Below are 24,117 nucleotides of genomic sequence, written 5' to 3' on the forward strand. Positions count from 1 at the left end.
CAACCTGTCCGGCACGGCGGAGTGAACGCATGGCTGACACCGGCGAAAACGACAACCCGACAGGGCAAGCCCCTGTGCGCGACCCGGGGGCCGGTCCGTTCGTCTGGAACGGCCGCCCCCTGGCCGTGCTGATCACCTGCGAACACGCCGGCAACCGCGTGCCGGAAGAGCTTTCCCCACTCTTCGCCGGCCAGGACGATCTGCTCGCCAGCCACCGGGGCTACGACGCCGGAGCCATGGAGCTCGCCCGCGCCCTGGGCCGGGAGTTCTCCGCGCCGATCCTGGCCACCTTCGTCACCCGCCTGGTGGCGGACTGCAACCGCTCGCCAGGACGCCAGGGGCTCTTTTCCACCTTCACCAAATCCCTGCCCGTATCCGAAAAGCGTCGCATTCTGGACATCCACCACTCCCCCCACCGCCGCAGCGTGGCCGAGGCCGTGGCCGCCAACCGGGAACGGGGACTCACCACCCTGCACGTGGGGGCCCACACCTTCACCCCGGTGCTTGGCGACCAGGTGCGTCGAGCGGACGTGGGCCTGCTCTACGACCCGGCCAGGCTGGCCGAACGCGAACTCTGCGCCGCCTGGCGGCTGGCCCTGCTGGCGCGCGCGCCTGGCCTTGCCGTGCTGCGCAATTCCCCCTACCGGGGCGCAAGCGACGGGTTGACCACCTGGCTGCGACGCGCGCACCCTGAAAGCGCCTATCTGGGCGTGGAACTCGAACTCAATCAAAAGTATCTGGCCGACTCGGCCGGCTGGACCGGTCTGGTGCGCCACGTGACCCTGGCCCTGCGCGCCGTCCTGCACGGCTGAAGGCGCGCCCGGCCGGTCCCGAAACCGCGATCCGGGCGCCCGGAAGGGCGCGACGCCCGCGTCCCCCCCCTCTCTCGCGCGCCGTTTCAAGTGTCCAGCAGGGCGAACACCCCTTCGAGAAAGCGTCTGGCCTGGGCGTAGATGCCCGGTTGCAGGCTCTCGCGCGAACCGGCCACGTTGAGCCGGAGCACACCCGCCAGGCGAATCCAGCGGAGCACGGCCGCGGGGCCGGTCTGGCCCAAGCGGGCCACGAACAACGGCCGTCCCATCCGCCTGGCGCACAGCGCGGTGCGTCTGGTGCCGCCGCCGAGCGCTCCCCTGGTCAGGATAAGGGTGGCGCAGGCATCGCGAACGTTTTGCCCGGTGCGCTGCGTGTAGCCGGAGGAATCGGTCTCGGTGAGGGCGTAGCGGCCCGGCACCGCGCCGTCTTCGGCCAGGCGACCGCGCGGACACCACCCGGCCACGGGCATGTCCAGGGCGAGCGCCGCATCCAGGGCGGCCCGGTCCACCCCGGTTTGTCCGCCCGAAATCACCAGCAACCGGTGCGGCGGCCGGGGAGCCGGCCAGTGGGCAGGAATGTCCGTGGATTGAACCAGGGGCAGGGGGAACACTGTCGAACGTGAGACGGCTTTCCCCTCCCCGAGGGCCACGCCACCGGCTTTGCGGACGGAAGCCGGCCCCTCTTCCGGCACGGGAGCGCGTGGGAGGGAAGATCCACCGGGAACGGGTGCGGCGGGGTGCGAAGAATTTCGCTTTGGCCCCTGCTTTTCCCGATCGAGAACAGACGGTGTGCTCATGCATACGTCTATTCCACATTTCTTTCGAAAAAACAACATGAAATATAGTATGATTCAATATCCGAGATGGCAAATCGACAACAAACCACAAGTGCCGAACACCACAACACACCATTTCCCGCATGATCCACAAAAACGCTAGCTACATCCTCTATAAAAAATGCGTCTTTACGCTTCCTTTTTCCACCGCATCGGCACGGAAAGGACGTTTGACAAAGCCCGCCAATTTTACAAATTTGGAAATCAGTCCGGCGCGCAAAGTCCCGCCGACCCCATGCGCCGCGAGCCGGAACATCCCGAACCCTTGCCAGACGAAAGGCCTTGCCCCATGACCCAGACCACCCGCCTTGTCACCACCTGCACCCGCGACTGCCCCAACACCTGCGGCCTGGTGGCCACCGTTACGGACGGACTGCTGACCGACCTGACCGGCGACCCGAACCACCCGTTCACCAAGGGGGCGGCCTGCCGCAAGGCGCGCAAATACGTCGAACGCGTTTACCACCCGGAGCGGGTGATCCATCCGCTCATCCGCCGCAACGGGCGCTTTGAACGCGCCTCCTGGGACGAGGCCCTGGACCTGATCGCCGCCCGCATGCGAACCATCAAGGCCGAATCCGGTCCCGAGGCCGTCCTGTATTACCAGGGCTACGGCGAGCGCACGGCGCTCAAGCTGCTCAACCGCTACTTCTTCAACCTTTTCGGCGCGGTGACCACCCTGCGCGGGTCGCTTTGCGGAGGGACCGGCCAGGCGTCCCAGAACCTGGACCTGGGCGAACGGATATCCCACGATCCGCTGGACCACGAAAACAGCGCTTCCGTCATTTTGTGGGCCCGAAACCCGGTTTCCACCAATGTCAGCCTGGTGCCCATCCTCTCGCGCATCAAAAAACGCGGCGGGCGCGTGATCCTGGTGGACCCCGCCCCCAGCCGCACGGCCGTCCTGGCCACCCACCACATCGCCCCCCGCCCCGGGCGCGACGCCTGCCTGGCCCTGGCCGCGGCCAAGCTCATCGTCGAAGCCGGAGCCCACGACCGCGACTTTCTGGAACACCACACCGAAGGAGCGCAAAGGTATCTGCGCCTGCTTGCGTCGTTTTCCCTGGACCGGCTCTGCTCCCTGGCCGGGGTCGGACCGGACCAGGCCCGCCTGCTGGCCGACACCCTCATGACCCAAAAACCCACGGCGCAGCTTCTGGGCTGGGGATTGCATCGCCACGCGTCCGCCCATCTGGGGATTCGGGCCATCGACGCCCTGGGCGCCATAAGCGGCAACATCGGCGTCCCGGGCGGCGGCGTGAGCCAGGGGTTCGAGGAATACGGCCCCTACGATCAGCGTTTCTGGGGCGACGAACGCAATCCCGGCCGGCGCACCCTCCTGATGCCGACCATAGGGCAAGAAATCCTGGACGCCAAAGATCCGGCCATCCGCATGATCTTTGTCACGGCCGCCAATCCGGCCTGCATGGCCCCCAATTCGGCCAAGGTGGTCCAGGCCTTTCGCCGGACCGAATTCGTGGTCTACTCCGGCCACTTTTTAGACGACACGGCCGAGCTGGCCCACGTTTTTCTACCGGCCACCACCTTTCTCGAAGAGCGCGACGCCATGGCCAGCTACGGTCACAACTACCTGGGGCCGGTGAACCGGGCCATAGCCCCCGTGGGCGAATGCAAGTCGGAATTCCAGATGTTTTCCGAATTGTCCGAGCGGTTTCCCTTTGCCCGGTTCTTCCGACGCGACGAGGATGCCTGGCTCTTCGACCTGCTGGCCCCGGCCCGGGCCCAAGGACTCGACATGGCCGACTTGCGCTCCCGCGCCTTCAGGCTGAACGCCCCCATGGCGCCCTACGCGGACCGCATTTTTCCAACCCCATCGGGAAAGTTTCGTCTGCTCACCGAGCTGAACCCGGCCGACCTGCCCACGACCGACCCCCGGTATCCCTACAAACTCCTGACCATCGCCCCCCACGACCACATCTGCTCGGAACGGACCATGGCCGAACACTCCCCCCTGCCCGAGGTGCGCCTGGGCGTGGCGGAGGCGGCCCGAGCCGGACTGACCGACGGCCAAACCGTCAGGCTGGAAAGCCCCGTGGGATCGGCCAGGGCCAAGCTGCGCACCCTGGCGGGCCAGCGCCCGGACATCCTGGTGGCCGAGCGCGGAGGCTGGTTCAAGGCCGGGCACGGCCTCAACCGCCTGACCCGGGACATGGCCAGCGCGGTGGGCGACGGCACCCCCTATTACGAAACCGCCGTGGCCGTGCGCGCCTGCCGCGAAACCGGCCTGGAGGGCGCGCGCGTGCTCATGGCGCTTCTGGACGGCGACGCGTCGGGAGGAACTTTTCAAAAGGCGCTCGAACGGCTGGGGGCCGAGATGACCGTGGTCCGCCCGGACGCGGGAGCGGCCCTGCCGGCCTCACCCGAAGGATACGCCGCCCTGGCCGTTTTCGGCGGGCCGTGCGGGACCTTCGATCGAACGCATCCCGCCTTTTCCGCCCTCGCGGACTTGATCCTGGCCTTCGACCGTCAGGGAAAACCCGTGGCCGCCATGGGCCCGGGCGCGCTCGCCCTGGCCGAGGCCCACGGCGCGACCACGCGCCCCCGGCGCGGGCCGGTCTTCGGGTTCACCCGGACCGCCCCGTCTGAGGCCATGGCCCACGATCCGGTCTTGAGCGGCCTGGAAATTCCCGCGCTCATGGCTGTCGAGCCGGCCGGGCTGGACCCGTCGGACCGCATCACCCCCCTGCTCGTGGACCATGACGGCGCAGTGCTGGGATTTCGGGCGGGCCGGGCCGGCTACGGCTTTCCCCTGCATCTGGAGGCCGACGCCACCCTGGCGTCCACGTGGGCAAAGCGTTTTCGCTCCACCCTCCCGGACGGGCGCTCCAAAGCGGCAGACGGGTTCGACGACGCCTTCTTCAGCCAACTCCGGGCCGATCTCCCCCTGTTGGCGGCGGCAAGCGACGCCTTCTGCCGCCGGGTGGCTGACCGTTGGCTGGGCCTGACGATCGAAACGAACACGTCCCGGAAGTAACACTCCCTGGAACGGACAAGTACAGGGCGTCTCCCACGGGCGACGCCTTGCACTCGCACCCCCGCGTGTCGCGTCTTTGAAAACATGCATGGGTTTTCAAGGTCAAATAGAATACTTTCAATCTATGAGACACGAAATACATAGACACGTATTTCGTGGACGCAACACTAGCGGCAACACACCTGCCCGTCCGAACGCGGGTCGGCAGCGCCTTCCAGCAGTCCATCCGCCCGGCGCACCACGGCCCCGGCATGTCCCATGACCGAATCGAAATCGCCGACAAGCTCCACGTCGTGCCCGGCTCGGCGTAGAGCCTCCACCACCTGGGGATCGAAGCGATTTTCCATCTTGAGCCGGGCATCCGCGCTTCCCCAGGTGCGTCCCTGCACCCAGCGCGGCGCCGTGATCGCGGCCTGAAGCCCCTGTCCGTGGCGGGCGTACCGCGTGAACACGGCGGCCTGGGTCTGGGGCTGGCCCTCGCCCCCCATGGTTCCGTAGGCCATGACCCGTCCGTCCGCAAAGCGGGCCAAGGCAGGATTCAGGGTGTGGTACGGCTTGCGCCCCGGGGCCAACAGGCGCGGGCCCCGGCCGTGCAGATCGAAAGCCACGCCCCGATTTTGCCAGGTCAGCCCGGTCCGGGGCAAAACGATTCCCGAACCGAACTCGAAAAACACGCTTTGGATGCAGCTCACCACCGTGCCCCGGCTGTCGGCCGCGCCCAGCCACACGGTGTCGCCCCTTTCCGGCCCCTGGCCGGGCCAGGGGGCCGCCCTGGACCAATCGATGCTCCGGGCCAAGGCGTCCAGGGCGTCGGGGCGCAATAAATCCCGAGGACTTTCAGTCATCTGATCCGGGTCGCCTATCACCCGGTCCCGTATCGCGAAGGCCGCCTTGGTCGCCTCCATGAGGGTATGCACATGGTCGAACCCTTCGGCTTGAGCGGCTTTTTGTCGTTCATACACGCCCAGGATGAGCAGCGAGGCCACCCCCTGGGTGGGCGCGGGCAGGTTGAAAACCTCCACACCGGGCAGGGACAGACACAGTGGCTCCACGGCGCGCGCCCGGTGGGCGGCCAGGTCGGCCGCGCGCAGGGGGGAACCCAGGGCGACCAGATCCGCCGCCAGATCCCGGGCCAGATCCCCCCGATAGAAGTCGTCCAACCCGGCCTCGGCCAGGCGCTCGAAGGTGATGGCCAGGTCGGGCCGCTTTTGCAGCGTCGCCTCGGGCAGGGGACGCCCCCGGGGCAAAAAAGTTTGGGCGAAACCGGGCAGGTCGCTCAACTCCGACAGCGCGGACCGGGTCAAGGCCGCCTGGTGGGCGGTGACGGCCGAGCCGTTGCGGGCGTAGTGTACGGCCTCCTCCAAAAGCCTGGTCAACGGCAAGGAGCGCCGGCCGTCCCGGCGGGCGCACAGGGACGCGTCGGCCAAGGCCAACTCCCAGCCCGAAACCGCGCCGGCCACGGTAAGCGCCGCCAGGGGGCCGCGCCAGGGTATGGCCGAAAAGCCCTCCTTGCGGTAAGAATCCGGCGTGGCCAGTGCGGCGGCCGCCCCGCAGGCGTCTATGGCCAACACCGGACGTTCCGGCCTGTGAATGAGCCAGAAGCCATCCCCGCCGAGTCCGGTCATGTGAGGATAGACCACGCACAACACGGCCGAGGCGGCCACCATGGCCTCCACGGCATCACCGCCCTCGGCGAGGACGTTCAGGGCGGCCTGGGAGGCCAGATGGTGGGGGGACACGGCCATGGCGCGCAAGGCCCGAGGGGTGTTTCGCATTGCTTCCTGCCTTGGATCGGTATATCGCGCCCCCACTTAGCGACATTTCGCGAATTTTCGCAACCGCATCCCGAACACCGCGCCACGACGACGCGAAGACGAACGCCATATGGATGACAAGCACGCTACGCTGTTGTCGAAGGAACTCGCCCTCAAGCCCGCCCAGGTGGAGGCCGTGGTCAAACTCCTGGAAGAAGGGTGTTCGATTCCCTTCATCGCCCGCTATCGCAAGGAGGCCACGGGCAGCCTGGACGAAGTGGCCGTGGCCGCCGTCCAGGACCGTCTGGAACAGTTGGTCGAACTGGACAAGCGTCGCCAGGCGGTGCTCTCCTCCCTGGAGGAGCGCGGCCTGCTCTCCGAAGCGTTGCGGCGCGCCGTGCTGGACGCCGCGGACAAGGCCACCCTGGAAGACATCTACCTGCCGCATCGGCCCAAGCGACGCACCAGGGCCATGATGGCCAGGGAAAAGGGCCTGGAGCCCCTGGCCGCCGCTCTTCTGGCCCAACGCGGAGACAATCCGGACAAGCTGGCCGCGCGGTTCGTCGATCCCGCCAAGGGCGTCGAGGACGTGGAGCAGGCCCTGGCCGGGGCGCGCGACATTCTGGCCGAGCGCATGGGCGAGTCGCCCAAGGTGCGCCAGGCCATGCGCGGACTGTTCGCCAGGCGGGCGGTGGTAAACTCCAGAGTGGCCAAGGGCAAGGAGGAGTCGGGAGCGACCTACCGCGACTGGTTCGACTGGCGGGAGCCCCTTTCCCGCATCGCCGGACACCGGGCGCTGGCCCTGTTTCGGGGCGAGCGCGAAAGCGCGCTGGTTCTTTCGATCCGCCCTCCCGAGGACGAGGCCCTGACCCTTCTCACCCGCCTGGTGGTCAAGGGGCGTGGACCGGACTCGGCCCAGGTGACGCGGGCCCTGGAGGACGGCTACAAGCGTCTGCTCGGCCCCTCCCTGGAAACCGAGGCCAGGGCCGGGCTCAAGGCCAAGGCCGACGCCCAGGCCATCGGGGTGTTCGCGGCCAACCTGCGCGAGCTGCTGTTGGCCGCTCCGCTTGGCCAAAAGCGGGTGTTGGCCCTGGACCCGGGCTTTCGCACCGGCGCCAAACTGGCTGTTCTGGACGCCCAGGGCGCGCTCGTGCGTCACACGACCATTCATCCCACGGGGTCCGAACGGCAGCGCGCCGAGGCCGCCGAGGTCCTGCGGCGACTGTGCGCCGAGGAAAAACCCGAAGTGGCGGCCGTGGGCAACGGCACGGCCGGACGCGAGACGCTGGCTTTCGTCCGTTTACTGGACCTCGGGATCGAAGCCGTGGCGGTGAGCGAGGCCGGAGCTTCGGTCTATTCCGCCAGCGAGACGGCCAGACGGGAATTCCCCGACCTGGACCTCACGGTGCGCGGCGCGGTGAGCATCGGCAGACGCTTGCAGGACCCCCTGGCCGAGCTGGTGAAGATCGACCCCAAGGCCATCGGGGTGGGCCAGTACCAGCACGATGTGGACCAGCCGGCCCTGCGCCGCGCCCTGGACGAGGTGGTGACCTCGTGCGTCAACGCCGTGGGTGTGGACGTCAACACGGCCAGCCCCGAGCTTCTGGCCTACGTGTCCGGGCTGGGTCCGGCCCTGGCCAAGGCCGTGGTGGCGCACCGCGGCGAGCGCGGGCCGTTTTCCAGTCGCAAGGAGCTGCTGGGGGTGCCGCGCCTCGGGCCCAAGGCTTTCGAACAGGCGGCCGGATTTTTACGCGTGCGCGGCGACAACGTGCTCGACCGCACGGGCGTGCACCCCGAACGCTACGCCCTGGTGGCCCGCATGGCCCGGGACCTGGGGGTGAAAGTGGACGCCCTGGTGAACGAGGAAAGCGCGCGCGACCGTTTGCGCCTGGACAGCTACGTGGACGACACCGTGGGCCTGCCGACCCTGACCGACATCCTGGCCGAACTGGCCCGGCCCGGACGTGACCCCCGCGCCGCCTTCCATGTGGTGCGTTTCGACGAGAACGTGTCCGACATTTCCCATCTCAAGCCCGGCATGCGCCTGACCGGCGTGGTGACCAACGTCACCCGCTTCGGGGCCTTTGTGGATGTGGGGGTGCACCGCGACGGTCTGGTGCACATCAGCCAGCTCTCGGACAGCTATGTCGCGGACCCGGCCCAGGTGGTGAAGGTGGGAGACGAGGTGTCGGTGACGGTCACCGAAGTGGACCTGGCCAGGGGCCGCATCGGACTGAGCATGCGCCGGGACGAGCGGTGCGAAAAGCGACCCGCGCCCCCCCGCTGACGCTGCCCGCCTCTGCGCCGCGCTGCTCGCCCCTGCGCCACGCTGCTCGCGCCCGCGACCGGTCCGGCTGTCCGCCTGCAAGGCGCGAAACCGGGCCGCGCCGAAAGCTTCGCGCGACAAAGGCGGCCGGCGTTCTTCCCGGCTGACGCTCAGGGCGTTTCGGAAACAAAGGCGTAGGCGTTGCGCCCCCGTTGCTTGGCCCGGTACATGGCCTTGTCGGCCTGCTTGATGAGTCCCGCCGGGTCGAAAGCGTCCGTCGGGTAGAGAGCCACGCCGATGCTTGGCGTGGAGCGCACCTGATGGCCTTCCAGGATAAAGGGGTGCTCGAAGGCCACGAGAATCTTGCGCGCCACCAGAGCGGCATGGTCGGCGCGTTCCACATCGGACAAAAAGACCACGAATTCGTCCCCGGCCAAGCGGGCCACAGTGTCCGTGGCTCGCACTTGCGAACGCAGCAGATCAGCCGTGGCCTTGAGCAGCAGGTCGCCGATGTGGTGCCCCAAGGTGTCGTTGACGGTCTTGAAGTGATCGAGATCGATAAAAAGCAGGGCGCAAACCATTCCCTGCCGTTTGGCCGCAGCCAGGCCCATTTCCAACCGGTCGGACAAGAGAGCCCGATTGGGCAGGCCGGTCAACGGATCGAAGTGCGCCATGCGACTGAGCTTTTCCTGCGCCTTCTTGATCTCGGTCAGGTCCGTCATGACCGAGACGAATCCGGTTATGCGGTCCAGATCGTCCCGGACCGGGGCCACGTTCAGCATAAGCGGCACCATGAGCCCGTTTTTGGCCTTGCGTCTGACCTCTCCGCGAAAGCCGCCGAAGCGTCTGGCCACGGTGGAAGTCTGCATGGGGTCCGCTCCGTTCTCGGGCGAATCTTCTCCGGTCAAAACCATGGCCGGTTGGCCGTAGAGCTCGTCCTCCCCATAGCCGAACAGGCGACAAAAGGCCGGATTGACATAGGTGAAGCGCCGCTGGTCATCGAAAAGGGCAATGGCCTCTTCGCTTTGCCTGAGGGCTTCGCCCAGATGGCGAATGCGCTCTTGGGTCTTTTTGGCTTCGCTTATGTCCTGGCAAAAGGCCAGGGCCATGGGTCCCTCGGCCATGTTCAGCACCGTGGACGAAACGTACAGGTTGAAGGTTGAGCCATCCTTTTTCCGCCCCGCCGATTCGAAACTCGTATCGGACGAGGACCCCTCGGCCAACCGCTCGGGAATGCGCCTGTCCAGGAGATTCGTGATGGCGAGGCGCAACATGGTCTCCGCGTCGCCGTACCCGAAGGCCAGGGCGGCCTTGGTGTTGGCATAGCGCACCTTGCCTTCCCGCAGCATGAGTATGGGCATGGGGGCGTGTTCCACCAGGAAGCGAAAACGCTCCTCGCTCTCGCGTAGCCCCGCCTCGACGCGCTTGCGTTCGCTGATGTCGCTGAAGGTGATGACCGCACCCACGATGTTGCCCTCGCGCTCCTGGGGCGAGCACCAATATTCCACCGGCACGGCCGTTCCGTCGACGCGCCAGAACACCTCTTCGTCGGAATGAAACGCCCGACCGATACACAATTCCCTGAGCAACCGGCATTCGTCGCACGCGGGAGATCCCTTGTCGGCAGACGTGTGGAGGATAGCCTCGAGAACGTTCTTGCCAAGAATCTGCGACTGGTCCTGATAGCCCAGCATGCGCAATCCGGCGGGGTTGAAAAACGTGCAGGTCCCTTGAAGGTCCATGCCGAAGATCCCTTCTCCGGCGGATTCAAGCAGCAAGGCCAAGCGTTCCTCGCTGCGAGACTGTTCTTTCAAAGCGTGCAAAAGGATCCCCCCCCCCCAGCTGGTGAAGCCTAAAAAAAGCAAAATGGTCAAAGCGGTGTTGCGTGCATCGGTGTACCAGGAAGCCAAATAGTCCTGTTCGGCCAGGCCGATGATGATGAAAAGCGGATAATCCCCTATCTGACGGTAGGAGAGCACGCGGTCCACCCCGTCGGAGGCCGTATTGGCGAAGTATGCGCCTTCCATGGGGTTTTCCGTGACGAGATTCTTGAAGCGGGCCGAGACCAGGCGCTGCCCCATGGCCCCGCCTCCGGCCGAATTCGGGGTGCGAATGATGACCGCGAAATCCCTGTCGCGAAGCGAGATGACGCCGTGGGGTCCCACATTGATCTCGTTGAACAGCTTGCGAAAATAATCCAACGTGATGGGCCCGTACACCACGCCCGCGAACGATCCGTCCGGGCGGTGCAGGCTTCTGGCCAGAACCAGCACCAGCTTGCCGCTGATGTGACCGATCAAGGGCTCCGAAATCACCATGCCGGCCCGGGGATCCTCCCGCAATCGCTTGAAGTAGCTTCGCCCCGCGATGCTGACGCGCTTGTCCCCCACGCCCACCCCGGACATGATCATGCCGCTTTCGTCCGCAAAGCGCAGGCTGTCCAATGCCGGAAGACGGGAGTGTTGCCGGGCGATAAACGCGTTCAAGGCAGCCACGTCGTAGTGGCCCGCCTGGGTGTACTGACGTAATGCTTCGTCGGCGACGCTTTGCAGGGTGAGGTTGACTTGACTGAGCGTATTGGCCAAGTTCTTTTCCATCACCTGAGACAAATTGGTTGCGGCAACAACGCTCATGTCTTGCGAATGCTGCCTGCTGCGCAACAGTTCAAAGCCTCCGGCGGCCATACCGATGATATTGAGCAAGACCACCGCCGCGATAATGGCGGTCGAGGCATGTTTTCCCTTCAGCGGCTTCGAGGCGAAATACGACAATATGGACACTCCACAACGACCTGTGAATCATGTGATTGGTATGCTACAAGAGCCCGAACGAACAACAAGCGGCAACAAGAGGAACACAAACTCCCTATGCATTTGCCGCCACAACCCTTGACGCAAAAATGAAAACGCCGTCCACCTGATCCGCTGAAGATCCCCAAACCACTCCGCACCGGCCCAGCCCGTTCCGGAAACAGTCTGGGGGCGCGCAAGGGCTGAACCCAAAGCACCTCGTCCCTTCCACGGGAGAATACGGTTGGCACAGGTCTTTCAACTCGCTAAAAAACAAACCACTTTTGAAGCGGCCTTGCTTTTCGTTCACTGCCTGTCCGTATCCCGGGACAAAATTAATACGAAATTTTCCGAAATATTTATTTATTCGTGAAAGAATTTACTGAAAAAGTCAAGCGCACTAAGCTGTTGCATGGGGTTGTTGTCCTGTAAACAAACGCAGATAATTGAAAAACTTTAGCAATCCGACGAAAATGTCGATATCTCCGGCGCGTGCGAAAGACCTGCGGGCAGGGACCAGGGACGACCACACCCGAAGCGGCGCTCCCCTCGTTCAGGATGTGCTTTTTGGAAGCAAGACGGCCAGCGAGGATTTTTCAGCGGGCTGTTAGCAGCCCGCCCAAAAATTCGATTCTTGCAGCCTGTTCAAACAACCTACTGGCAAGGCGCGAGAAAAAGTCAAGCCCGAAGCGTAGTTGGCATATGAGACTGCTAGGCAAGCAGGACCTGGCGGGCGGTGTCCATGGCGCGCAGATAGCAGGCGGCCGTTGTTTCCGTGGAAATTTCCAGCGCGCGCAACCCCTGCTCGAGTCGGGGCCAGTCGCCCTGCTCGTAGCTCCGGCACAGATCAAGCCAGACCGTGAGCGGACTGTCTTCTCCGCACAGGGTGCGGGCCACGTTCGCCTCCAATGGCAGAACCGCCAGCAAAACGGGCATCGGCGCCGACAGGAGCACGTCCAGCAGGGAAAAAAGCCCCAGAGTGTAAAGAGTTTCCGTTTGGTCGGGCGAAAGCTGGCGCGCTTCGCCCAGGGCTTTCAAAAAACCGGCCCGCTGAAAGGACAGAAAGGCCAACTCGCTGGCCTTGCCCGTGGGAGTTTCGTCCGTCAGGGCGACCACGCGCAGCCAGTTGCGCAACTGCTTCCAGCCCAGGACCGGAATGGCCCGGTCGATGGAAAGAAACCCCGGACGCTGACCGTGCAACGGCGAACTCAAATACGCCAGCAGCCGGTAACTCAGGGAAACGTCCGAGCGGATCACCTGGCGCAAGGCCTCGGCGTCCGGCTCCTCCGATTGGGTGAGTCGCAAAAGCTTGAGCCGGGCCAGCTCCCCCGAGGCCAGTTTCCTTCCGGTCACCATGGCAGGCCGCTTGAAGAAATATCCCTGAAAAAGCTCGAACGCCTGGGAATGCGCCAACTGGAACGAGGCTTCGGTCTCCACGCGCTTGGCCATGGGCCGCACACCGGCTCTGACCATGGTCTTTTGCAACGCGGCGAGCCGTTCCGCGCTCTTGCCACGCATGTCCACAATGCCCAGATCGGCCAAGGCCAGCAGGGAGGCGGCCCCGGGTCTGCCTTCGACCCCGTCCGCCGCGACCAGGAACCCGTCGCGCTTGAGGCCGGACAAGGCGTCCAAAAGTTCGCAATCCAGCCGCTCGCCCTCGTTGACCTGCACGACGGTGCGCCGGGGAGGCAAGGCATAGGGGGCTTTGTCGAGAATTGTCCGCCGACTGAAGTTCACCAACACCTTTTGCGTGCTCGAAAGATCGCCCTCTTGAAGCAGGAAAGCCCCGGAAATCACCGTGAGGGTGGCGGCGTCGCTGTCGGCGAAATCGGCCCGGCTGGAAAACAGGGCGCGCCGGTAGAGCAGTTCGTATCCGTAGACGGCCAGTTTCGCGTCGAACACGGGTTGCCTGGCGAACAAGGGGAGATCGGGTTGCGCAAGGGCTCGTTCGTACTGGGCCATGGTGTCCTGTTCGTTAGGGATTTTCGGCAAGGCAACCTAGCGCGCCGTTCGGCCCGATGCAACCGGCAAACCCGCATTCGTTTTGCCCATCTTGAAAAAGGCGCGCAAGTCGTTCAAAATGATGGTATGCTATTTTCGTGCACGCCTTCCTGGGAAACGACCGGGAATTGGTCCCGCGTGCCGTCATGTACCGGCGTCCAGCCTTTGCGGTCCCGCCAAAAGCCCCAGCCGGCCTTGTGATTTCGCAACTTTCGCGACGCGTGACAAACATGACCAATCGGATAAAAAAAAGACGCATCAACGCCCTTTCGGCCATACGCATGTCCCTCGCGCTCGGAGTCGTGGCGTCCCTGAGCGTCCTGGGCGTGGACACGGTCCTGACCCGCGGGTTTCTTCACCCCGAAAACACGGGCCAACGCACCATATATCACGCCGTGGCGGCCGGCATCACCATGTTCGGGGCGGGACTCGTCGCCTGGCGATACCTGCTTGGCCAAACGTCCGAGCTTTTCGAAGACGAAACAACCAACCGCTCCGCCTCCGAATCCGACCCCGCGCCTTCGAACGGCAACGGCCCGCGACTCGATCACCTTTCCCCGATAGACGACCAGACCGCCCAGGTTCTCACCGGCCAGGACGCCAAAACCCTGTTCCCCGGCGTGATCGGCGAAAGCCGCATCATGCGGGCGGTGCTGGCCTATGTGCTCAAGGTGGCTCCGTCCGAGGCCACGGTGCTTTTGACCGGCGAGTCCGGCACGGGCAAGGACCTGTTCGCCAACACCATTCACGAGCACTCCAAACGAAAGGACAAGCCCTTTCTGGCGGTCAACTGCGCGGCCATTCCGCCGGGCCTTATGGAAAGCGAACTGTTCGGCCACGAAAAAGGCGCCTTCACCGGCGCGATCAACACCAAGAAGGGCAAGTTCGAACAGGCCAGCGGCGGCACCCTGTTCCTGGACGAAATTGGCGATATGCCTCTGGAAACGCAGGCTAAAATTCTAAGGGCCCTGGAAAATGGCGAAGCCGAGCGGGTGGGAGGGGCGACGCCGGTGCGTTTCAATGTACGCCTGGTGGCGGCCACCAACAAAAATCTGTCGGAGATGATCGAAGCCGGCACCTTTCGCGAAGACCTGTTCCACCGGCTGAACGTCTTTCCCCTGACCCTGCCGCCGCTTCGCGTGCGCCCGGAGGACATCCCCGCCCTGGCCAGGCACTTTCTGGATCGCTTCGGCCAGGGGTTGACCCTTTCCGCCGAGGCCATGGGGATGCTCATGGCCCACACCTGGCCGGGCAACGTGCGCGAGTTGCGCAACACCCTGGAGCGGGCCACGGTCCTGGCCGGAAACGCCGGAGAAGTCCGGCCCGAGCATCTGCCCGCCCAGTTGCGCTTGTCCGCCCCCGGCCAAGCGGCCGGTATGCAAACCGCCCGGGAGCGCGACCGCCTGGCGCGCGAGGGAGGGCAGCCCGTTATCCCGGGGGCCCTTTCCCTGGCCGATCCGCGCATGTCCGAGGACCATCCCATGCAACTCGACGAGCATCTGGCGGAAACCGAAAAAAAATGCATCATCGCGGCCCTGGTCCGTACCCGGGGAATCCAGGTGCGCGCCGCCCGACTTCTCGGCATCAAGGAACGCAGCCTCTGGCATCGGGTCAAAAAGTTCGGCTTGAATCCGGAGGAATACAAGCAGTCGTAAGGTCGTCTCGCTCCATCCTCAGGCGCCACGACGTTCCCCAGAGTCTCCTTTTCACCAAGTGCCTGTCGAGACCTTCCCGAACGTTCTCCTCCCGACCAAAACAGACCTCCATAATTTGGAGGACACCCTGGCTGAGCCTGATTCGGCGTGTGTACGCCCAACCATCCGGTTCGAATCTCAGAAAACGCGCCCTCCCCCGACCTGTTCCGCCCCTTGGCCCAAAATCATCCTCCAATCCATGGAGAATTCTCTCCAAAAATTGATGCAACCCGCTTCACCTCGTTCGAAGGATTTTTTCGAAAAAAGAAAAACCAGCTTCTTCTTGAGGTATTAGCGAGACCCGCAATCCGTTGGCACGCCTTGTGCTTAATACTGCCCAGGACAACGGCTTCAAGCACACTCCAAAGGCTTTGCATTCGTAAGAAGCGGTATTTGTCAACCTCAGCGACAGTGGCCCCAAGTCCCGTATTCTTGAACAGTCGGCGGGAAGACCTTCCCGCCGACGCCTCCAGCGCCAAGAGTCACAGACGTGAACGTCGTGGTCGCCAAAACGCCTTGCCGCGAAGGCCATGACCAGGACTGTCACAGAGCCAAAGAGGTGGCATTCAGGGGGAAGGCCACCCCATTGGACAAGCCGGGCGGACTGAAAAGTCCGCCCGGCTCATTTCCTTCACCGTCCGCCTTGACTCGCAGCGGACGAGTTCCGAACAAAATCCCATTGAAAAGACAGACTTATCCGTCCTTTCCAGAATCTTCCGCCTGGTCCACGGCGGCCAGGCCGATCACGCCCCGGCGGCCCAATTCACGCAGGAAGGCGGCCACCGCCAGCTCGGCCTCACGCCGGGGCAGCCCGTAACGACCGGACAGGGCGGCGGCTACGTCGCGCACGTTGGCGTTCCCGTCCAGCATGCGCCAGCAAAAGGTGCCCAATTCGTCGAGTTCGAGCTTGCGTGTGAGGGGAGCGCCGTCCCAGAGGCCCATCCGCAAGGCCAAGCCCGCGAACCAGGGCTTGACCGTGGTGGGATAGATCAGGCGCACCAGTCCGTTGTCCAGCGCCTCCTCCACCACCTGGGCGTTGCGCGCCGGGCGCATGGCCAGACTGGTCTCCCGGCTGGCCGGCACGGGCTTTTCAGACGGACGGCGACGAAACCACATAGTCGCGGCACATAGCGCCGAACGCTTCAGGGCTCAAGTCCCCCACGGCTCGCACGGCCAGAATGCGCGAGGCATCCCCCAGCCAGGCCAGGCCCCGGGCGGGCCGTGTTTTCCGGCAAAGCCCGGCCCGCAGCCGGGCGAAAAAAGACCGGCCGACAAGCTCCGGCCCAGGGTGGAGTTCAGCCGCCTCGCGCCCGGCGTACAAGGTCTCCCTCCAGGACTGGCCTCGTCCGGCCCAAGATGCCAAAGCCCGCGCGGTCCAGTCCGCGAGCTCCGTTCCGGCCAGAATGGCCCGGGCCGGGGCGAAACGGGCGTACTCCACGCCGTGGGCTTTGTCCTGGTAGAGCAGCCGAAATCGCCCCAACTCGAAGGAAAACTCCGTCAGTTCCATGCCCTCGGGCGCGCGCAGGGCGATGTCGTAGAGGCGCACGAGCCCCGGCAGGGAGTCGTCCAGCGTGGAGACCGCTCGCGCCAGGGCCAGGTCGGCATTTCCCATGCCGTCCGCCGCCGGGCCGCTCCCGCCCCGGTGGTTGGGGAAAAAACCCGCGACCACGGCCAAGCGGCCGGAGGGGAGAAGGAGCAACAGGGAACGCCTTTGCGGATCTTTTTCGGGAGCGCAGGCCACGGCCCGCCCAGAAGCGGGCAGGAGGGAGAAAACTTCACTGACGAGGGGACCCGGCTCCTCCAGGCGGACCAGACGAGCCCGCGCCAAAGCCCGCTCCAGGGAGAAGCGCTTTCCGGCGGGTTGCCAGCGCAATTCCAGACGCGGGCCGGACTCGTCTTCGAGCAACATGTAGCCGCGGCCCAGGCGGACGGGCTCCAGGTCGGGCGGCGTCAACAGACGCAATCCGTCCCAGGCCAGTTCGGGCCAGGCCGCGCCCCGGTCCGCGCGCGTCATGCGATGGTGAGGCTCACCACCTCTGGCGGACAGAGCAGGCGCACGGGCAGGCCGGCGAAACCAATGCCGGCAGTTATCAGAACGTTTTTTCCGTCCAGGGCGTTCACGCCGGGTTCGAGACGGCGATCCGCCTGGTTGACGAGCGACCCCACGCCCGGCAGCCGGATTTGCCCTCCATGCGTATGGCCGCAGAGACTGAGCCACGGCGTCCGCCAGGAGTCGAGCGCCAGGGGCGTAGCCGGATTGTGCGCCAAGAACAGGGTGGAGGCCAGGCTTTCCCGGGAGCCCAGGGCCTTGTCCGGCCGTTCGCGCTCCATGTAATCCCTGGCCCCGCAGAGCGCGAACCTCCCGAACGATCCGGCAAGGTTCACGCCTTGTCCGCGCAGCACCGTAACCCCGCAATCGGCCTGAAAGGCGGCCACTTCGCCCGCATTGCGATAGCAGTCGTGGTTGCCCAGCACCGAATAGACCGGAGCCACCCCGGACAGGGCGCGCAAGAAACTCCGGGTCTGCGTGAGGCCTGAAAGCTCCATGTCGATGAGGTCGCCGCCGAAAAGCACCACGTCCGGCCCGAAGGTCTCGACATGGCGCAAGGCCTGGGCCATGTAGTCCTGGGGCAGAAAGAAGCCGGCGTGCAGGTCCGAAAGAAAGCTCACCTTCAGGGGACGGCCCGGCGCCGCGCCTGGTGCGCGCGCCAGGCGAATGTGACGCTTCGCCACCCGGGCGCCGACGTTCACCCGTTCGCTGGCGGCCATGGCCCCGAAGGGGACGGCCAGAAGCAGGGCCGAGCCGGCCAGCACGGCCCGACGCGTGGGGTCGACCGCCGCGGGCCGGGCGCGGGTTCGGCGCACCGCCCAGATGGCGACCTCCAGGGCCAGGGCGAGCCCACCCACGGCCACCAGAATCCCGGCATAGGACATGAGCGCCAGATTGTAGTTGCGTCTGACCGATGGCAGACCCAAACAGCAAGTCAACACCAGCAGGGCCAACATCCCCAGGTAGCTCCATGACAGCCAGCCCGGAAGGCTCCCGCGCAGGCGAAAGACACGGTACGGCCCGATGAGCGCCAAAAACAGGGCCATCGGAAAAACGAGCAGTGCCAGGGGATGAACGCCGTGAAAACCGAGAATGGTCATAGGGATCCGATACGCACGACGAATGGTTTTTCACAATTTGCCAGAGCGCGCGCCAATTGTCCACGCCCCGGGCCGGGCGGCTTCGTACACGGAAAAGCTTTACCGCAAGGCCCGTGCGGGGTTAGAAGGGGTCGCATCAAAACACTCCTCAGCATACCCGGCGGCGACACCACATGAAGACTGCTGACCTCAAACGCCTTCGCCTGACAATGATCCTCACGACCATCGCCTTTTCGCTTCTACCGCTATTGGTCCTGGGGATAGCCATAACTCACGAATTTTCCAAGGCATACAAGGTTAACATCGAAAAAAATCTGCTTACCCTGACCGAAATCAAACGCGACTCCATCGACCAGTTCCTGGCGGAACGGGTGGCCCAGCTGAGCCTGCTGGCCAACACCGAAAAGCTGGAGGACATGTCCCAGCCCGCCTACCTGGAACAAATTTTTTCGGTCATCCAGGCCCAATCGCGTTCCTACATCGACCTGGGCGTCATCGGAGAGGATGGCTCCCACTTGGCCTATGCCGGCCCCTACCAGTTGAGTGAGTTCAACTATAAGAACGAAGAGTGGTTCGCCAAGGTCACGGCCCAGGGAATTTACATTTCCGACGTCTTTCTGGGTTTTCGCAAGCATCCCCACATCATCATCGCGGTGCTGCGCCGCGAGGCCGGACACAATTGGATTCTGCGGGCCACCATCGACTCCGAGGTCTTCGACGCCCTGGTGCGCCGCATCGACCTGGGCCGCAACGGCGACGCCTTTCTGGTCAACTCCAAAGGGCAGTTGCAGACCACGCCCCGCACGGGCGGACAGGTCATGGGGGAAATCGCCCTGCCCATGGCCTTGAACACCCGGTTCGACGGCGTGCGCGTGCAGGATTTCGGCACGGACAGACAACGCGCCCTGTACGCCTGGTCCTGGATGCAGAAAACCGACTGGCTGCTTGTGCTGCGAAAAGACCCCACGGAAGAGCTGCGGACGCTCTTCTACACCGAGCACGTGGTGTGGATTCTCCTGGCGGTCGGCGTGGGAGTCATCTGCCTGGGCACCGTGCTGGTGACCAACCACATGATTCGTCGACTGGAAAAGGCCGAACGGGAAAAGGCCGCCCTGGACGCCACCCTCACCCAATCCGGCAAGATGGCCGCCCTGGGCAAAATGGCCGCCGGCGTGGCCCACGAGATCAACAATCCCCTGGCCATCATCCGCGAACAGGCCGGCTGGATCAAGGACCTGCTCGAAGAGGAGGACGTCCGCCAAAGCGCCAACTTCCAGGAAATATCCGAGGCGGCCGACCGCATCGAACACCACGTGCAACGGGCCAAGAACGTGACCCAGCGCATGCTGGGCTTCGCCCGTCGCATGGAGCCGTCCACGGAAGTCGTCGACATCAACAACGTGCTCACCGAAACCGTGAAATTTCTCGAAACCGAGGCGCGCCACCGCAACATCGACATCGTCAAGCACCTGTGCCAGCAACTGCCTTCGGTGAAAACCGATCCCGTCCAGGTGCAACAGGTGTTTTTGAACCTGATCGACAACGCCATCGACGCCATCGGCAAGGACGGCCAACTCACGCTGGAAACGGTCCACCTGGCCGACTCCCACCAGGTGGAAATCAACGTGACGGACACCGGTTGCGGCATAGAACCCGACAAGCTGGACAAAATCTTCGATCCCTTTTTCACCACGAAAAAACCGGGCGAAGGCACCGGCCTGGGGCTGGCCATCACCTTCGGGATCATCGAAAAGCTTGGCGGACGCATCACCGTGCACAGCCAGGTGGGCAAGGGCAGCACCTTCACCGTACGCCTGCCCTGCTGATCGCTTTGGACCGCGTCCCCGGAAACCTGACCCGGTTTCAAGGCCAACGCCTCTTTCACAGCATCAATCCCGCGGGAAACGCGGGAGGTGTTTCGTAGACGCCACACCAGGCGGCAAAGGCCGTCTTCACGGCCTCTTGAGTCGCTTTGCCGCCTCGCCGACCCACTCGGGCAACCACGGCCCGCGACCATCCCACCGGCCGCGGCCGGCAAAGCAAGGCAGGGAAACGCCATGGAGCGCGCGAACGTTTTGCTGGTGGACGACGAAAAAGACTTCAACGACGCCTTGTCCAAACGCCTGATCCACAGGGGATTTTCCGTGCGCAGCGTCTTGAGCGGACGCGAAGCCCTGGTCGCCCTGGAGGCCGGCGACATGGACGTGGTGATCCTGGACATGAACCTGCCCGACATGGACGGCCTGGAAGCCCTGCGCGAAATCAAATCCCGCCACCGCCACGAAGTGGAAGTGCTGCTCGTCACGGGGCACGCCACGCTGGAGTCGGGCGTGTCGGGCATGTCCCTGGGGGCCTACGACTACCTGGTCAAACCCCTGGAGTTCGAAGAGCTGATCGGGGCCATTTTCCTGGCCCATGAACGCAAACGCCTGAATTCGTGAACCGCCGAGAGCATCCACCCTTGCGAACGTGCGGCCGTTGCGCGGCGAAGACCTCCCCCGCCGCGCGATAAACTCGTCAGTCTATTTCGTTTCACAATACCCCGAGGCCGAACGAGGGCTTGCCGGGGAACGTTTCCCATGGGCTAGCTCATGGAAATTGCATTTCTTCTTTGGCGCCGCGAAGCGCATCCGGGATGCCGGAGCATTCGCATACGCGATACCGAGATTGTTGTTTTGGCGCGCGGTGCAAAACCCCGGCGAATCGACCGGGCGCAAGAAGCCGGCGCGACGAGAGGACGCAACTCCACGGGCAAGAATACGATCCATTCCCTTCGAGACTGGTCTTGAACTCACCTTGCTGAAACATTCCGCAGGACTGCGATGCCATAACGTCCGCGATACGTCTGTATGCGGGGCATGCCGCCGCCATTACGGTTGATGAGCGGCACGAGATGAGCTATCATTTATGACGCGTTCGAGCCGTGCAAATCCTTCTTCTGATGACAACCACGGCCGCGCACACTGTATGCCTCATGCTCCTCATGCTTGAAGGAGGACCCACGAAAGCCCTTGCGCTTTGCATGTCCGGATACACACGGATTGGCAATTTCAAGGGCTTTCGGTGACCGTGACCTCGTGAACGCTTTGTTCTTCAGGCGAATGAGGGCTGAACACGCCCTGGCGTCGTGACCGTCACGCGCCGAAAGAGCGCCGTCATGCACTTTCTCGTCTTCGTTGTCGGCCCCATGCGCCTGGCGCTTGACCTGGACGCTGTCCAGCGGGTGTATCAAGCCGCCCAGGTGTCGGCCGTGGCCGATTCCGCTCCGTTGCTCAAGGGGCTGATCAACATCCGGGGAGATGTCTTGCCGGTGGTGTCCATGCGCGCCCGCCTGGGGCTCGAGGACAGGGAAGTCCTGCCCGAAGACCGCTTTCTCGTGGTCAAAAGCCCGCTTCGAACCCTGGTCCTGCTGGTGGACAACGTGCTGGGCGTGTTCGATTCCCGGGATACGCCGGTGACCCGCCCGGACGAGGTTCTGCCGGAAGTCATGGACCTGCTCGCGGGAGTCGCCTCCACCCGGGACGGACTCGTGCTCATCCAGGACCTGGACGCCCTGTGCCGTCCCGTTCGCGACGCGTTGCGCCACGCGGAAATTTCCACATGACGCCGATATTCGTCAAAGCCCTTCCCGAGCTCTCCAAGGAGCAGCTCACGAGCCTGAGCGTCGGCATCGAAACCCAGATGGGATTGCATTTTCCGCCCGCCCGCTGGCGCGACATGCTCAAGGGCATCGTGCAGGCGGCCATTCCCATGGGATTCGACACCGTGGAAAACTGCGTGCGCACCATGCTCGCGGGCCCCCTCTCCCTGAGCCAGATACAGATCCTGGCCTCGGAACTCACCGTCGGCGAGACCTACTTTCTCCGGGAAAAAGCCACCCTCGACGTGCTGGAGCACAAGATCCTGCCCGAGCTGATCCGAAAACGGGCCCGCAAACGCCAGTACCTCAAGGTCTGGAGCGCCGGCTGCTCCACCGGGGAAGAGGCCTACACCCTGGCCTCCATTCTGGACAGGGCTCTGCCCTCCCGCCAGGGCTGGAACGTCCAGGTGCTGGCCACCGACGCCAACGTGGTGTCCCTGGAAAAGGCCCAGGCCGGGCGCTACAGGGAGTGGTCGTTCCGGGGAACCCCCCAGTGGTTTCGCGAACGCTACTTCCGCACGGTCGACTCCCACACCCTGGAGGTGATCCCCCGGGTGAAAAAACTCGTGCGTTTCGCCTACCTCAACCTGGTGGAAGACCCCTTTCCCTCCTTGCAGACCGACACCTGCGACGTGGACATCATCTTCTGTCGCAACGTGCTCATGTATTTTCGTCCACAACTCGTGATGAACGTGGTGGACAAATTCCGCCAGTGTCTGGAACACGACGGATGGCTGGCCGTATCCTTGTGCGAAACATCCACCGAGTTGTACCGCAACTTCCTGAGCGTTCCCTTTTCCGGGACCACCCTGTACCGCAAGACCAAACCGTTGCAGACGGCCCGATTTTTTTTCGAGCCCGAACTCCCCACCTTCCTGGGAATCCCCGGAGGGGAAGAGCATCCCGGCCTTGCGGCTTCTCCAGCGGATCAGGCGATCGTCCCGGTCTCCCCTCCCGCCCCGCCCCCGGCCCAACGCGAAGCGCGCGCTCCCCTGGACAGCCCCGCCAGGCCCGTTTCCAGACGAAAGGCGACCGCCGCCCCTTCCGGCTTGGCCCTGGCCCTGGAAGCGGCCCAAAAGAGCTACGACCGGGCCGCCTACGACCGGGCCGCCGGGGAGTTGGACGTGGCGCTGCAAGCCGCCGACCACAAGGCCGAGGACAAGACCCTGCTGGCCCAGGCCAAGGGCCTGGCCGCCCGGAGCCTGGCCAACCTGGGACGCCTGGAAACGGCCCGAAAACACTGCGAAGAGGCGGTGTCCCTGGACCCGGTCAACGCCTCCCTGCGCTATCTGCTGGCCACCATATTCCTGGGGATGGGCAACGCCGACGAGGCCAAAAAGGCCCTGAACGGGGTGCTGTTTCTCGACGGGGACCACATTCTGGCCAACTATTCCCTGGGGACCATCGCCCGGTCCCGGGGACAGACCGAACAGGCCCGACGACATTTCCACAACACCCTGGCCCTGGTCGCCCCCCTGGCCGACGATCACGTGCTCGAAGACAGCGGCGACATGACCGCGGGACAACTCGCAAACATCCTCCGCTCCACCGAAGAAGAGGCTGACGCATGACCCCCCTTCGCCCGCAAGGCGTCCGAGATTGGGCCCGCCCGGGTTCGGCCCCCGGCGAGACCGCCCGGGACGAAGCCGCCCGCCGCCGGGAAATTCTGGAAAAACGGGCCGAAACCCTGGCCCAGGTCCCGCTCGAAGAGGTCGAGGACCCCGGACAACTGCCGGCCCTGACCTTTCTGGTGGCCGGCGAACGCTACGCCATCGAAACTTCGGCCGTGCGCCAGGTGGCTCCCGCGCCGGAGATTCTGCCCCTGCCCGGCACGCCGCCCTGTATCGCCGGGGTGATCAAGATGCTTGGCGAAGTGGTGAGCGTGACGGACTTGCGCGCGCTTTTCGGACTTCCTCCCAAGGAAGCCGATGTCAAACATTTCGCCATCCTGCTTTCCGACCGGGAAATGGCCATGGCCATACTGGCCGAAGAAATCACCGGCGTGCGCACCCTTTCCCGCCAGGACATCGCTTCGCCCCTGCCGACGCTGACCGGCGTCAAGGCCGATCTGCTCCTGGGGGTCACGTCCAACAAGATCGCCCTGCTGGACGCCCACGCCCTGGTCACGGACAAACGCCTGCGCGCCGGAGATTGCGGCGACCAACCGAGCCTGGCCTAAC

16 protein-coding genes are annotated in these 24,117 nt (G+C 64.5%); 9 read left to right on the top strand and 7 right to left on the bottom strand.

What is annotated here, in order from left to right; all coding sequences use genetic code 11:
* Positions 1–29: 29 nt before the first annotated feature.
* Complete coding sequence (locus ACYQ01_RS17315) at positions 30–812, top strand: N-formylglutamate amidohydrolase (protein ID WP_459935070.1); 783 nt, start codon at positions 30–32, stop codon at positions 810–812.
* A gap of 86 nt (positions 813–898) precedes the next feature.
* On the opposite strand, the gene ACYQ01_RS17320 is transcribed toward ACYQ01_RS17315, so the two are convergent.
* Complete coding sequence (locus ACYQ01_RS17320) at positions 899–1,423, bottom strand: putative molybdenum carrier protein (RefSeq protein WP_459935071.1); 525 nt, start codon at positions 1,421–1,423, stop codon at positions 899–901.
* A 514-nt stretch (positions 1,424–1,937) separates the two neighbouring features.
* Here ACYQ01_RS17320 and ACYQ01_RS17325 point away from each other — a divergent pair.
* On the top strand, positions 1,938–4,643 hold the full coding sequence (locus tag ACYQ01_RS17325) for a molybdopterin-dependent oxidoreductase (RefSeq protein WP_459935072.1): 2,706 nt from the start codon (positions 1,938–1,940) through the stop codon (positions 4,641–4,643).
* 167 nt (positions 4,644–4,810) lie between these two features.
* Here the strand turns inward: ACYQ01_RS17325 and ACYQ01_RS17330 are convergent, their stop codons facing one another.
* Positions 4,811–6,418: a gamma-glutamyltransferase family protein gene (locus ACYQ01_RS17330; RefSeq protein WP_459935073.1), complete on the bottom strand. Its 1,608-nt coding sequence runs from the start codon at positions 6,416–6,418 to the stop codon at positions 4,811–4,813.
* 109 nt (positions 6,419–6,527) lie between these two features.
* On the opposite strand from ACYQ01_RS17330, the gene ACYQ01_RS17335 reads away from it, so the two are divergent.
* The gene (locus ACYQ01_RS17335; protein WP_459935074.1) at positions 6,528–8,684 is read left to right on the top strand and encodes a Tex family protein; all 2,157 of its coding nucleotides are present in this window, start codon (positions 6,528–6,530) and stop codon (positions 8,682–8,684) included.
* Between the two features lie 149 nt (positions 8,685–8,833).
* Here ACYQ01_RS17335 and ACYQ01_RS17340 read toward each other — a convergent pair whose 3' ends face one another.
* Both ACYQ01_RS17340 and ACYQ01_RS17345 read right to left on the bottom strand, forming a co-directional pair.
* A complete protein-coding gene (locus ACYQ01_RS17340; protein WP_459935075.1) occupies positions 8,834–11,443 on the bottom strand; it encodes a sensor domain-containing diguanylate cyclase in 2,610 nt (869 codons plus the stop codon).
* A gap of 720 nt (positions 11,444–12,163) precedes the next feature.
* A complete protein-coding gene (locus tag ACYQ01_RS17345) occupies positions 12,164–13,414 on the bottom strand; it encodes an EAL and HDOD domain-containing protein (protein ID WP_459935076.1) in 1,251 nt (416 codons plus the stop codon).
* A 269-nt stretch (positions 13,415–13,683) separates the two neighbouring features.
* Here ACYQ01_RS17345 and ACYQ01_RS17350 point away from each other — a divergent pair, with 269 nt between their 5' ends.
* Positions 13,684–15,108, top strand: a complete 1,425-nt coding sequence (locus ACYQ01_RS17350) for a sigma-54 interaction domain-containing protein (protein WP_459935077.1) — start codon at positions 13,684–13,686, stop codon at positions 15,106–15,108.
* Positions 15,109–15,840: 732 nt separating this feature from the next.
* Here ACYQ01_RS17350 and ACYQ01_RS17355 read toward each other — a convergent pair.
* Genes ACYQ01_RS17355 through ACYQ01_RS17365 form a run of 3 tightly spaced genes read right to left on the bottom strand, consistent with a single transcriptional unit; the run spans position 15,841 to position 18,297 of the window.
* On the bottom strand, positions 15,841–16,263 hold the full coding sequence (locus ACYQ01_RS17355; protein ID WP_459935078.1) for a PqqD family protein: 423 nt from the start codon (positions 16,261–16,263) through the stop codon (positions 15,841–15,843).
* Positions 16,238–17,161, bottom strand: coding sequence for a hypothetical protein (locus ACYQ01_RS17360; RefSeq protein ID WP_459935079.1), 924 nt, complete (start codon positions 17,159–17,161; stop codon positions 16,238–16,240). Before ACYQ01_RS17360 ends, ACYQ01_RS17355 begins: the two co-directional genes overlap by 26 nt.
* The gene (locus tag ACYQ01_RS17365) at positions 17,158–18,297 is read right to left on the bottom strand and encodes a metallophosphoesterase (RefSeq protein ID WP_459935080.1); all 1,140 of its coding nucleotides are present in this window, start codon (positions 18,295–18,297) and stop codon (positions 17,158–17,160) included. The genes ACYQ01_RS17360 and ACYQ01_RS17365 overlap by 4 nt, the downstream gene beginning before the upstream one ends.
* 173 nt (positions 18,298–18,470) lie before the next feature.
* On the opposite strand from ACYQ01_RS17365, the gene ACYQ01_RS17370 reads away from it, so the two are divergent.
* From ACYQ01_RS17370 to ACYQ01_RS17390, 5 genes are all read left to right on the top strand, one after another.
* Positions 18,471–20,123 (top strand): sensor histidine kinase, encoded by a 1,653-nt coding sequence (locus ACYQ01_RS17370; RefSeq protein ID WP_459935081.1) that lies wholly within the window; start codon positions 18,471–18,473, stop codon positions 20,121–20,123.
* Positions 20,124–20,354: 231 nt separating this feature from the next.
* Positions 20,355–20,738, top strand: a complete 384-nt coding sequence (locus tag ACYQ01_RS17375; RefSeq protein WP_459935082.1) for a response regulator — start codon at positions 20,355–20,357, stop codon at positions 20,736–20,738.
* Between the two features lie 716 nt (positions 20,739–21,454).
* Positions 21,455–21,901, top strand: a complete 447-nt coding sequence (locus ACYQ01_RS17380) for a chemotaxis protein CheW (RefSeq protein WP_459935083.1) — start codon at positions 21,455–21,457, stop codon at positions 21,899–21,901.
* Entirely contained in the window at positions 21,898–23,508 is a 1,611-nt protein-coding gene (locus tag ACYQ01_RS17385; protein WP_459935084.1) for a CheR family methyltransferase, read from the top strand. Before ACYQ01_RS17380 ends, ACYQ01_RS17385 begins: the two co-directional genes overlap by 4 nt.
* Positions 23,505–24,116, top strand: a complete 612-nt coding sequence (locus ACYQ01_RS17390; protein ID WP_459935085.1) for a chemotaxis protein CheW — start codon at positions 23,505–23,507, stop codon at positions 24,114–24,116. Before ACYQ01_RS17385 ends, ACYQ01_RS17390 begins: the two co-directional genes overlap by 4 nt.
* Position 24,117: the final 1 nt, after the last annotated feature.

This window comes from Fundidesulfovibrio butyratiphilus, from assembly GCF_054657235.1.

Excerpts from the sequence above, each read along its gene's own strand:
- ACYQ01_RS17315 (WP_459935070.1), top strand. The coding sequence starts at position 30 with ATGGCTGACACCGGCGAAAACGACAACCCGACAGGGCAAGCCCCTGTG.
- ACYQ01_RS17325 (WP_459935072.1), top strand. The coding sequence starts at position 1,938 with ATGACCCAGACCACCCGCCTTGTCACCACCTGCACCCGCGACTGCCCC.
- ACYQ01_RS17330 (WP_459935073.1), bottom strand. The coding sequence starts at position 6,418 with ATGCGAAACACCCCTCGGGCCTTGCGCGCCATGGCCGTGTCCCCCCAC.
- ACYQ01_RS17335 (WP_459935074.1), top strand. The coding sequence starts at position 6,528 with ATGGATGACAAGCACGCTACGCTGTTGTCGAAGGAACTCGCCCTCAAG.
- ACYQ01_RS17345 (WP_459935076.1), bottom strand. The coding sequence starts at position 13,414 with ATGGCCCAGTACGAACGAGCCCTTGCGCAACCCGATCTCCCCTTGTTC.
- ACYQ01_RS17350 (WP_459935077.1), top strand. The coding sequence starts at position 13,684 with ATGACCAATCGGATAAAAAAAAGACGCATCAACGCCCTTTCGGCCATA.
- ACYQ01_RS17355 (WP_459935078.1), bottom strand. The coding sequence starts at position 16,263 with ATGTGGTTTCGTCGCCGTCCGTCTGAAAAGCCCGTGCCGGCCAGCCGG.
- ACYQ01_RS17360 (WP_459935079.1), bottom strand. The coding sequence starts at position 17,161 with ATGACGCGCGCGGACCGGGGCGCGGCCTGGCCCGAACTGGCCTGGGAC.
- ACYQ01_RS17365 (WP_459935080.1), bottom strand. The coding sequence starts at position 18,297 with ATGACCATTCTCGGTTTTCACGGCGTTCATCCCCTGGCACTGCTCGTT.
- ACYQ01_RS17370 (WP_459935081.1), top strand. The coding sequence starts at position 18,471 with ATGAAGACTGCTGACCTCAAACGCCTTCGCCTGACAATGATCCTCACG.
- ACYQ01_RS17375 (WP_459935082.1), top strand. The coding sequence starts at position 20,355 with ATGGAGCGCGCGAACGTTTTGCTGGTGGACGACGAAAAAGACTTCAAC.
- ACYQ01_RS17380 (WP_459935083.1), top strand. The coding sequence starts at position 21,455 with ATGCACTTTCTCGTCTTCGTTGTCGGCCCCATGCGCCTGGCGCTTGAC.
- ACYQ01_RS17385 (WP_459935084.1), top strand. The coding sequence starts at position 21,898 with ATGACGCCGATATTCGTCAAAGCCCTTCCCGAGCTCTCCAAGGAGCAG.
- ACYQ01_RS17390 (WP_459935085.1), top strand. The coding sequence starts at position 23,505 with ATGACCCCCCTTCGCCCGCAAGGCGTCCGAGATTGGGCCCGCCCGGGT.